This is a genomic window from Hallella seregens ATCC 51272, from assembly GCF_000518545.1.
Lineage (GTDB): Bacteria > Bacteroidota > Bacteroidia > Bacteroidales > Bacteroidaceae > Prevotella > Prevotella seregens.
In genome coordinates this window covers 19,710-30,433 of record NZ_JADU01000031.1, presented here as the reverse complement: position 1 = coordinate 30,433, position 10,724 = coordinate 19,710, and the positions used below count along the sequence as shown (strand labels likewise).

The 10,724-nt window shown below is 53.0% G+C and carries 10 protein-coding genes and 2 pseudogenes; 3 read left to right on the top strand and 9 right to left on the bottom strand.

Annotation, left to right across the window (positions count from 1 at the left end; all coding sequences use genetic code 11):
- Positions 1–76: 76 nt before the first annotated feature.
- A pseudogene (locus tag L888_RS14330) lies at positions 77–857 on the top strand (IS982 family transposase); the annotation flags it as partial.
- Here the strand turns inward: L888_RS14330 and L888_RS15030 are convergent.
- From L888_RS15030 to L888_RS0109685, 6 genes and pseudogenes are all read right to left on the bottom strand, one after another.
- A pseudogene (locus L888_RS15030) lies at positions 835–1,267 on the bottom strand (IS110 family transposase); the annotation flags it as partial. The pseudogenes L888_RS14330 and L888_RS15030 overlap by 23 nt on opposite strands.
- Positions 1,268–1,272: 5 nt before the next feature.
- Positions 1,273–1,707 (bottom strand): GNAT family N-acetyltransferase, encoded by a 435-nt coding sequence (locus L888_RS0109705; RefSeq protein ID WP_027952750.1) that lies wholly within the window; start codon positions 1,705–1,707, stop codon positions 1,273–1,275.
- Between the two features lie 27 nt (positions 1,708–1,734).
- Positions 1,735–2,502: a CPBP family intramembrane glutamic endopeptidase gene (locus tag L888_RS0109700; protein WP_044249088.1), complete on the bottom strand. Its 768-nt coding sequence runs from the start codon at positions 2,500–2,502 to the stop codon at positions 1,735–1,737.
- Positions 2,503–2,779: 277 nt separating this feature from the next.
- A complete protein-coding gene (locus tag L888_RS0109695) occupies positions 2,780–3,814 on the bottom strand; it encodes a hypothetical protein (RefSeq protein ID WP_027952748.1) in 1,035 nt (344 codons plus the stop codon).
- A 171-nt stretch (positions 3,815–3,985) separates the two neighbouring features.
- On the bottom strand, positions 3,986–4,648 hold the full coding sequence (locus tag L888_RS0109690; protein ID WP_027952747.1) for a nitroreductase family protein: 663 nt from the start codon (positions 4,646–4,648) through the stop codon (positions 3,986–3,988).
- A gap of 12 nt (positions 4,649–4,660) precedes the next feature.
- A complete protein-coding gene (locus L888_RS0109685; RefSeq protein ID WP_027952746.1) occupies positions 4,661–5,740 on the bottom strand; it encodes an FMN-binding protein in 1,080 nt (359 codons plus the stop codon).
- A 461-nt stretch (positions 5,741–6,201) separates the two neighbouring features.
- Between L888_RS0109685 and L888_RS0109680 the strand changes: the two genes are divergently transcribed.
- Positions 6,202–7,959 carry a 1-deoxy-D-xylulose-5-phosphate synthase gene (locus L888_RS0109680; RefSeq protein ID WP_027952745.1) on the top strand — a complete coding sequence of 586 codons (1,758 nt, stop codon included), beginning with the start codon at positions 6,202–6,204 and terminating at the stop codon, positions 7,957–7,959.
- Between the two features lie 44 nt (positions 7,960–8,003).
- Here L888_RS0109680 and L888_RS0109675 read toward each other — a convergent pair whose 3' ends face one another.
- On the bottom strand, positions 8,004–8,495 hold the full coding sequence (locus L888_RS0109675) for an RNA polymerase sigma-70 factor (protein WP_027952744.1): 492 nt from the start codon (positions 8,493–8,495) through the stop codon (positions 8,004–8,006).
- Between the two features lie 194 nt (positions 8,496–8,689).
- On the opposite strand from L888_RS0109675, the gene L888_RS0109670 reads away from it, so the two are divergent.
- A complete protein-coding gene (locus L888_RS0109670; RefSeq protein ID WP_005843199.1) occupies positions 8,690–9,187 on the top strand; it encodes a helix-turn-helix domain-containing protein in 498 nt (165 codons plus the stop codon).
- A gap of 158 nt (positions 9,188–9,345) precedes the next feature.
- Here L888_RS0109670 and L888_RS0109665 read toward each other — a convergent pair whose 3' ends face one another.
- Both L888_RS0109665 and murQ read right to left on the bottom strand, forming a co-directional pair.
- Positions 9,346–9,810: a MaoC family dehydratase gene (locus L888_RS0109665; RefSeq protein WP_027952743.1), complete on the bottom strand. Its 465-nt coding sequence runs from the start codon at positions 9,808–9,810 to the stop codon at positions 9,346–9,348.
- A gap of 55 nt (positions 9,811–9,865) precedes the next feature.
- On the bottom strand, positions 9,866–10,708 hold the full coding sequence (gene murQ / locus L888_RS0109660) for an N-acetylmuramic acid 6-phosphate etherase (protein WP_027952742.1): 843 nt from the start codon (positions 10,706–10,708) through the stop codon (positions 9,866–9,868).
- Between the last annotated feature and the right edge of the window lie 16 nt (positions 10,709–10,724).

Genomic DNA, 10,724 nt, shown 5'->3' with positions numbered 1-10,724 from the left:
AGGAGGTGATAGGCAATTATAGGCGGGGATAGGCAATTATAAGAGGTGATAGAAACTTATAGGCGGGGATAGGTGCTACCGAAACCGCAAGGCCAGACTCTTGAAAAGTGGGATTATGACCATTCTGGTATACTATCATTTCGGCACATATCGCAATTTCAAGGAGTATTATTTTGAATTGGGTCAAAGGGGTATAATGTGTCAGGATTTGCTTGACGCAGTTTCCTATAACCGCTTTGTTGAACTCATGCCAAGAGTGTTCTGCAGGCTGATGCTGTTCATGAAGCTCTTTGCCTTCGGACGTTGTTCGGGAATCTCCTATGTTGACAGCACCATGATACCCATATGTCACAATGTACGACGATATTACAACAAGGTCTTTGCCGGCCTTGCCAAGAATGGAAAGGAAAGGGTAAGATGGGATGGTGTCATGGCTTCAAGTTGCACCTGCTCTGCAACGACCTTGGAGAAATCATAACATTTTGTTTTACAGGGGAAAATGTAGATGATGGGGATGAGAGAGTATGGAGTGTCTTCTTCAAGGAACTCTTCGGAAAGGTGTTTGCAGACACAGGGGATACATCAAAAAAGAACTCTTTGAAAGGATCTTTGAATAAGGTATCCATCTGGTGTATGGTCTGAACTCAAACATGAAGAACAAACTCCTACCCATGTGGGACAAGATACTCATGCGTAAGAGATATATTATCGAGTGCATCAACGACCTGCTGAAGATTAAGGCAAATCTCGTCCATTTCCCGGCATCGGTCGATACACAATTTCATCATGAATCTATGTGTAGCACTCTTGCTGCTTATTGTTTCTTTGACAACAAAGATCCTCTTCGAGATTTCTGATCTGCTTTTCAAGGAAAGCGACAGTCTGCTCGATGGACTTCCTGCACATGGAATCAAAGAACGGCGGTACTTCCATGGAGCCCTCGAGGTTCTTTAGGGCAATGAGTTGCTTCTTGATTTGGCGGATGACTGTGCGTTTCTGCTTTAGAGTCAGAATGGCATCGCTGCGTATCACATAAGGCTTTGGCTGCATCCTCTCACCATAGAGGGCAATAAGGCGGGCGTCCAACTTCGTCGGTCTTGACGGTAGAGAGCATCACACGGGCGAAGTTCTTCACCTTGAGGGGATTCTCCAGACTGGTGGTAATACCTGCCTCGGAAAGCAGATAGACAAGCAGAGCACTGTAGTTTCCCGTAGCTTCTATGACTCAGTGATGCTCGTCCTTGGAGATGGTTTGGATGAACTCATTTCATTTTAAGTATTGGGAAAAGGATTACCCAGTTTATCTGTTTCCGTTCGCTCCAAAACCTGAAACTCCATTTTCAGATAAAAGAATGCGAGTGCGTTGGGATTTTGCTCGTTTACATCAATATAGTGTATTTTGTATTCATCAATGGCAAGCCGAACAAGTCTTTGTCCTATGCCTTTCCTGAAATAATCGGGCGACACAAACAACATTTCTACCTTGTTGTCCGAAATGCTCATAAACGCAACAGGGAGCGTATTGTAATTCACAACGAATAAATCAACCAATTTCAGTCCTTTTCGGCAGAAAGGAATAAGGTTTTGAATATCTTGCTCTGTCAAGAAAATATGAGCTGCACGCACGGATTTCTCCCATACATTTATTAGAGAATCGAGAAGTTCGCCTGTTTTTGGGCTATTAATAGGGTAAAAATTTATGGTCACAAACTTTTTAATACTTTCCTTGTCCCATTACATTAGATAAAATATACAGTAAATCATTCCCAGATTAAATGCTGAATGACAGATTATTGCCCCTAAAAGTGAATTGGAATGTTTTTTAAAATTGAAAAACAATATACTTACCAAGAACATACTTAATACCCAAATTATAGTTGGAATAGTGAAAAAGCTCCAGTTATTATTGATAAATACCAAGCCAAAATGTGAAATGTGAGTTATTGCAAACGTAGAACTATCAACTATTGATGCTTTTTTCTCTCCGATTGATTTTGCAAAACTTGAATGAACAATTCCTCTGAAAAACAATTCTTCGCCGATTGGACTAAATGTCATTCCAGTAATTGCCATGATAACAAATAATATTTTTTTGTCACTCTGGCTTATTTCCATCGGAATTTGATAAGACTTTCCGATATACTTGTACCAATTTTCATAAGAGTCCCCGTATAAGACTTGTCCTAAGAAATAAAGAAAAAGGCTCGCAATCAGTCCGCAAACAAAAGCAATTAAAAGCCAATTGTACTTTTGAGGTTTTGTTATTCCTATCTCTTGTCGTCCATGTTTGTTCAAGAACAGGAACGGCACGATTGCAGAAAGCGTCATGATTAGCCCCATAGTGCCATAACTCCCGGAAGCATTGGCATGGAGCACCAACATGAACCGTGGGGTGCAAACCGCAATAACCAAGAAGAGTCCGAACTTCCAGTTAAAGCAGAATGCCCTGTTCCAAAAAGTCCTAAGCTCACTGTCCATTCTGACGATAGCTGATTTGTTCATGGTCGATTGATTATTGTCATTTATCCATTCTGTGCCTGAGGCGGAACTTCGGGGGGCACGCCCCCGGCCGCAAGGCAAGCCACAGTGGTGTTTTTCATAGTGTGTCAAACACCACCGAGATTTTGCACTTCTATTTGGAAAGGGTCCTAATTTTCCGATTATAGATAGGAGTTGATAGGATTTTACAGGAAGTAAGGGCGGGATAGGAACTTATGGGGGATAGGCTGTTATGGCAGCGTGCTAAGTTTACTATAAATTTCTTCTGTTTAGAAAGGGTTTAGAAAGATTTGGTGAGCTTTACATTGAGGACGGGAAAGAGGGGGAGGGCTTTAAGGAAGTTGATTTTCCCCTTGATATTTTTGCGATAATTGGTGACGTCGCGGACAATATCGACTTTCTCCTTGGTGTAGTTGTAGGTCTTGATGCCTGTTTCTTCGTCTTCGGTAATATGCTCAATGGTGCGCTCGGTATAGACGCGAGGTCTGCCGCCCCAGAAAAGAATGCCGGCATCAAAGCCGATTTTCCAGTGATTATCTGCACGTCCCAATTGGGACTCGTAGCCAAAGCCCAAGTAAGGTTTGAAGTTGTTGATGATGGCTTCGGCCTTAATCAGTCCATTGGCGTCCGGCTCAGCGTAGCATGCCTCTCCGGTGGACTTCATGTCGCCTATGCGATATTTCATGCGTCCGTAGCTGATGAGCTTGTTGGCCAGCGATTCATTGTAAACATCGTTGCCGTTGATCGTTACGAAAGGTTGGTTGTTGATGGCCTTGCTATACATATTATTATAGATGCCTACAGCCAGCATCGTGGTCATGTCTTCCTGTGACACCACGGCGTCGGCCAGCTTATTGTTGCCCCAATAGAAGCCGGCAGTGAGATGCCACTGCTTGTTGGCGAAAGGCATGACATCTACCAGAAGACTGAAATTGTAGAACTTGGGCTTGCCTTGCAAGTGGATGGTCTCGTCTACGTTGAACCCCGTAAGCTCTTTCATGCGGGCCTGTAGCCGGTCGAATTTGGTCTCCACGCGATTGCCCTGAGCGTCGTATTTCGACTCGGGCTTGTCGCCCACCTGCACGCCAAACTTCATGTCGTCACTCCAATGAGGCATGAAAGAGAAACCGGCGCGCAGCCGAACCATTTCCGATATGTCGGAGCCCACTTCCAGTCCAAGTCCTGTGGTGCCGGCAGATACGGACACATCGAGATTGCGGAAGGGTTTTATCGGCGACTGTTCTTGGGTTTGTGCAGCCATCGGCAGGGTGCACAACAGGAGGGTGATGCAGGAAAAGCAGACTCTATTCGTCATAAAAGTTTGAACGGTTGAATTTAAAATAGTGTTTTATCGGGTGCAAAAGTAGTGATTGTTTTCCAAATGGGCAAGCGCTTGGACAGGAAAAGCCCCGCCCAATCCCATCGGATCCTATAAAATGGATTCGGGCAGGGAGCCGGCGAGGCGGGGCAATCTGCAGCGTGCGGACTACTCATCGTAGGCATCGTAAGACACATTGTCTTCATCCCATTTGTCCTTAGCCTTGACGGTCTTGTCGGGATAGCCCATGACAACAGTGGCAAGCGGAATCACGTGGTCGGGGAGTTCGAGCACCTTGGCAATGGCCCGACAGCGGTCGGCGACCGGATAATTGCCCGTCCACACGGCTCCCAGTCCCAAAGCATGAGCCGCCAGCAGGATGTTCTCGGTGGCAGCAGCGGCATCCTGAATCCAATAATCCCTGCCCGGCCCCTCGATGGCCTTGTTCATGTCGCCGCACACAACGATGACCAGCGGGGCCTTGGCGGCGAACGCCGCATGGGGATTGGCCCCGGCCAAAGCCTTGAGCTGTTCCTTGTCGGTTACGACCACAAACCGCCATGGCCGCTTGTCCATGGCCGTCGGAGCCGCCATGCCAGCCTTGAGCAGGGTCGTAACTTTCTCGTCCTCCACTGGTTTGTCGAGGTAAGAGCGCACGCTTGCCCGCGTCATGATGTTGTCGATGGCGGCATTTTCTGCCTTTTGGGCGGCCCGTGCAGCCTCTGCCCTTTGCGCTTCCTCACTCTTGGCGTGGTTGGCCAGCACCATTTTTCCACTGACAATAGCCAGTGCCACGGCCAGAATCAGACTCAACCATGTGTTTGCTTTCATATCTTTTATGCGTTAGTTGCGGTTTTCGGCCATTTTGAAGAGGGTGCCGGTGGGGCATACGAAACGGCAGTAGGGGCGCGGCACAAAGGCGGCCAGCACGGCAAACACCACTCCCATGGCCACCACCACCGCGGCGGCCGACCGGAAGATAAAGGCGGTGAACACCTCGTAGTCCATCCACTGCGCGGCCGTGCCCGTGAGCATCAGCACCATGAGCACGGCGAAAAGCAACTGGCGCAGCTGCTCCAGCCGCTTGGCCGTGGCCTGTCCCATCTTCCATTTACGGTGATTGGCCTTGCCCGCAAGGTCCTGAAGGGAGCCGAAAGGGCAGATGTTGGTGCAATAGTAGTTCTTCTTGCCGAAAAGAGGATAGACAAATGCCGTGACGAGCATGACCACAGGGATGAGCGATGTCCACAGATTGATGCCGCTCGACATGTAGTTGACAAAGAGCGACCAGCTCAGGAAAGTGCCGCACCAGAAGCCCAGCACCACCACGTTGAGCGACAGTTGCACGGTGCGGTAGCCCTTGTTCTTGAAAAACAGGGGGATGACAGCCGCCATGAGCACCACCACAAGCCCGGCGATGCTCTTCGCACTGAGGTCGAGTTTGTCGAGCAAAGACGGCTGCACGTCATGGTTCGAGGCAAACTGCAGACCGCGCCGCACGTTGCCGATGATGGCCCGCGAAGAGAATGTAGCCCCGCTCACGGCGTCCACTTTCTGGGCCTCGGCCTCCTCGATGGTCTTACCGTCCCAGCGCGTGAGCAGCGACTTGGCCTTGTCGAAAAAGTCGGGAGTCTCCGTGTTGGCCAGTGCCTTGACGCCCGCCACACGGCCGTCTTTCAGACGGATTTCCAGCGGCACCGGTCCGCCGTAGCCCGCAATGTCCTTGCCGATGGCCGCGGTGTTCACCACGATGGTGCCGTCGTCGATGGTGCGCAACGTCTGCACGGCAGACTGCCGGCCCTCCGTGGTCTGTGCGGTGTCTGCCAGCGCATGGCCCCACACCCGCCCGTCGCGCTGGATGGCGGCCACGGCCATCACCGTCAGGCAGGTGAGAAGGAGCATCATCTGTTCGAGTTTCTTCATAGATGCAAAATTACTCGAAATAGTTTAGAGGGGCCGTGCGCATGCGTCAACTCTAACTTTTCTTATTCGTCATTGGATTTTGTTAACAGGTTTGGGGGCTCGGCAGACGTGCGGCTCTTCGCGTCCGCCGCAGGTTGGCGCGGTTCCTGTCACCGTGCAAGGGCGGCAGGGGCATGCCGGCCCGTTATCACCGGGATGCGTCCGGCCCGTTGCTGCGCTGCGTTTACGCTGTTGTCGCAGTGCGTTTACGCTGTTGTCGCAGTGCGTTTACGCTGTCGTCGCAGTGCGTTTACGCTGTTGTCGGCGTGCGTTCGCGCCGTTGTCGCAGCGTGTCGGATTGGTATAAGGTCTGCATGGGCGTAGGCAAATTTTTATGGTTGCAAGGTCAAGCATCATCCTCAAAAAGTTGTAACTTTGTAGTTTGATATTCCACAGGGGTGATATTATTAAGGTATAAAGATATGTATATAGAAAAAATCAACAGTCCTGCCGACTTGAAAGGCATGGCAGTAGACCAGCTTGGCGTGCTGGCCGAGGAGGTGCGCCAGGGCGTGCTCAACCGTGTGAGTCGGCATGGCGGCCATGTAGGCCCCAACTTGGGCTTCTGCGAGGCCACCGTTGCCCTGCACTACGTGTTCGACGCGCCCGAAGACCGCATTGTCTTCGACGTTTCCCACCAGAGCTATCCCCACAAGATGCTCACCGGTCGAAAGGATGGTTTTCTTGATTCCAGCCGCATGGACCACATTTCAGGCTACTCCTCGCCGCTGGAAAGTCCCGTCTACGACAATTTCGAGATAGGCCACACGTCCACCTCAGTCTCGCTGATGTCGGGCCTGATGAAAGGCCGCGACATTTTGGGCGGCAAGGAAAACGTGATCGCCGTCATTGGCGACGGGTCGCTCTCGGGCGGCGAAGCCTTCGAGGGTCTCAACACCGTGAGCGAGATAGGCACCAATGCCATCATTGTGGTGAACGACAATGAGATGAGCATTGCCGAGAACCACGGCGGCCTCTACCGCAACCTGAAGCTGCTGCGCGACACGCAGGGCAAGGCCGAGAACAACTACTTCAAGGCTTTCGGATTGGATTATGTCTATGTGGAAGAGGGCAACAACGTGCCCCGTCTGATAGAGGCGTTCAGGCAGGTAAAGGGCATCGACCATCCCGTGGTGGTGCACATCCACACCGAGAAAGGGCACGGCTACCAGCCTGCCGTGGACAACAAGGAGGCCTGGCACTGGCACATGCCTTTCCATCTTGAGGACGGGACGCTGCTCGAAGCCATGGACGGCGAGTCGATGCCCATGTTGCTGGGCGACTGGCTCTTCGAGGAGATGAAGCGCGACCCCAAACTGGTGTGCATCGCTGCGGGGGTTCCGGCCGCCATCGGTTTCAACAAAGAGCGGCGCGTTGCGGCCGGCCGGCAGTTTATCGACGTGGGCATTGCCGAGGAAGAGGCCGTGGCCCTGGCTTCGGGCATGGCCAAGCGTGGGGCGCACCCCGTGTTTTCCACCTACGCCACGTTCTTCCAACGTACCTATGACCAGCTCTCACAGGACCTTGCCGTCAATGGAACCCCGGCTGTGTTCAACGTGCTGGGCTCGTCCATCTACGGCATGAACGACTTCACGCACATCTGTTTCTTCGACATTCCCATGATTAGCCACATCCCCAATCTGGTGTATCTGGCTCCTACCACCTGCGAGGAACTCATTGCCATGGAGCGTTGGGCCATTGCCCAGGACAAGCATTCGGTGGCCATCCGCGTGCCAGCTTTCGGGGCTGCACACGCCACAGGGCCCGTGGACGAGAGCTACGATGCCATCGACACCTTCAAGGTGACCCATCGTGGAGGGCGCGTGGCCGTGATTGCCGCCGGCGACTTCTATCAGAAAGGAGAGGCTGTGGTGGCCCGGTTGGCCGGGCAGGGCATAGACGCCACGCTCATCAACCCGCGCTTCCTGTCGGGTGCGGACGAGCCGTTGCTTGAGGAACTCAAGGCCGACCATGAGGTGGTGGCCACTATCGAAGACGGTGTGCTCGACGGCGGTTTCGGCGAGCGCATAGCCCGTTTCTACGGCCCTTCAACCATGAAAGTGCTTTGCTTCGGAGTGAAAAAACAGCTCTACGACCGTTATGACGTGGCCCAACTGTTGGTGGACAACCACCTGACCGAGGAGCAGATCGTGGCCGACATTCAGGCTGCATTGTCATAAGGCCTGACGGGAGCTTGCCCGTGCGGCCGGCTCCCGCAGGACTTTCACCCAAGGCACGTGGCGAGGAACAACAGTTCCCCGCGGCGTGCCTTGAGTCGTTTCAGGGCTTTGCTCACCTGGTGTTCCACGGTTTTCTCCGAGAGGCCCAGCTCGTCGGCAATCTCCCGATACTTCATGCCGTCGCGCTTGCTCATCAGGAAGATTTGCCGGCAGCGTTCGGGCAGACTGTCGATGGCCGTCCAGAGTTCGGCCTCGCGCACCGACCGCTGCTGCGCCTCCTCGTCAGAGATATAGCCGTCGAGGTCTTGCGGGCGCACGTTGGGCGGGGCGGCTTTCTGTCGCCGCAGCTCGTCGATGCACGCATTGCGCACGGCCGTGTAGAGAAAGCTGCGGGTCTGCTCGGGCCTGCGCTGCCACAACTTGACGTAGCAATCCTGCACGATGTCTTCAGCCAGCTCCACGTTGCCGGCCAGATAGTGCATGGCGTAGAGGCAAAGTGGGCGATAAAAAGTTCTGAAGATAGCGTCTATATCCATATTTCGTGGTTTGCAGGTGCAAAATTAAGCATTTTATTTGAATTGGCCAATCCGTTCCTTGCTCTCTGCACATGCGATGGTGGTCAAACAACGGGAAATAAATATCTTCGTAAAAAAATATTAAAATAATTGGAAAATATACTTAACTTTATTATCTTTGCAATAATATAAGTTTTGGTTCAAAACGCGTAGTTATGGCAAAGTACAATATCACGGAAATCAAGGAAAAGGAGGCCACCTATCGTTCTCTGGTCAGCCCGCAGATGATGGATGAGCTTGAGTCCAAAATCAACAACATTATCATCATCCAGAAAAAGTACAGGGACAAGAATTATTCGGCCAAGAAGCTGGCCGAAGACTTGGGCACCAACACCCGATATATCTCGGCTGTGGTGAATGTGCGGTTCCACATGAACTACACTTCCTTTGTCAACTCCCATCGTATTCGCGAGGCCATGACGCTCTTGGTGGACAAGCGCTACCGTGCCTTGACGATGGAGGAGATCTCGGATATGGTGGGATTCTCCAACCGGCAGTCGTTCTACGCCTCGTTTTACAAGATTAACGGCATCACGCCGCGCGACTACAAGATGCAGCAACTGGAGTTCCATCCCAAGATGATGGAGGAGCCCAAGAAGCGCGGGCGCAAGCCGGGCTCGAAGAACAAGCCCAAGACGGCAGAACAAGCATAAGAGATTCCCGGACATGCAAGGGGCATGTCCCTACAACCGCACGCTGTATTCGTGCCTGAAAGGTTGTAGGGTCATGCCCCATAATGTTTCGGGTGCAGGGCCTTGCAGGACTGTACCCAGTGTGTGTCCGCCGGGCGGTAAGGCACCGCCGGGCGGGGTTACTCGAAATAGTAGAGGAATTGCGCCTCGCCCTGCAGCGCCGGCTTGCGCTCGCCGTCTATCTCAATACGGAAGTTGATGTAGGTCTTGCAGATGCCGCGCAGGTTCTCAATCTTTTCGAGCTTGGCCACCAGGCGGATCTTGCTGCCCGAGAGCACGGGTATACCAAAGCGCATTTTGTCCATGCCGTAGTTGACCATCATCTTCAAATTCTTCACCTCGATAATCTCATTCCACAGATGTGGCAGGAGAGAGAGCGTCAGATAGCCGTGGGCAATGGTGCTCTTGTAGGGGCTTTCGCGTCGGGCACGCTCCTGATCCACGTGTATCCACTGGTGGTCGAGGGTGGCGTCGGCAAAGCTGTTGATACGGTCCTGGTCTACGGGCAGCCAGTCGGACACGCCCAGTTGCTGTCCCAAATGGGAAGCAAACTCCTCGTAGGAGCTGATGATGAGTTTCTCCATTTTATCGTTATAGTTGGTTAATCTGTTGCTATAAAGGGTTGATTGTGGTGCAAAATTACGTATTTTGCAGCAGATGGCCAAAGTTTCCGTCGGTTGATTTGCGGGCTTGGACCAGTGCCTTTTCCACCGATCCGCAGGCGAGCAGGAGCCGTCGGGCTGCGTCGTATCCCATGCCGAGCGTGTCGGTCAGCATGCGTGTGCCGCGTTCGATGAGTTTGTCGTTGGCAAGCTGCATGTTCACCATGCGGTTTCCTTGTACGCGTCCCAGCTGTATCATGAGGGTGGTGGAGAGCATGTTGAGCACCATCTTTTGAGCAGTGCCCGATTTCATGCGCGAGGATCCCGTGACAAACTCGGGGCCCACGGCCAGTTCCACGGCCACGTCGGCCGCTCGGGCCAGTGGCGTGTCGGGGTTGCTGGTGATGCATCCGGTGGGAATGCCGTGCTCGCGGCAGCCACTGAGCGCACCCACCACATAGGGCGTGGTGCCCGAGGCAGCGATGCCCACCACGGTGTCTTGCGGTGTGGGGTGATGGGCCGACAGGTCGAGCCATCCTTGGCGGGCGTCGTCTTCGGCATGCTCCACGGCGTGGCGCAGGGCCCGGTCGCCCCCGGCAATGATTCCTACGACCAGCGTTTCAGGCACGCCGAAAGTGGGAGGCAGCTCCGAGGCATCGAGCACACCCAGACGGCCGCTGGTGCCCGCCCCGACGTAGAACAGTCGGCCGCCAGCCCGCATGCGTGGCACGATGGCCGTGGTCAGCCGCTCAATCTGTGGCAGGGCCCGATTCACGGCCATGGCTACAAGCTGGTCTTCGGCATTGATGTGGGCGAGCAGCTCGTGCACGCTCTGCTGTTCCAAGTGGTCGTAACGGGATTCTTGCTCGGTCTGTAGCATGTTGCGGAGCTGCGGG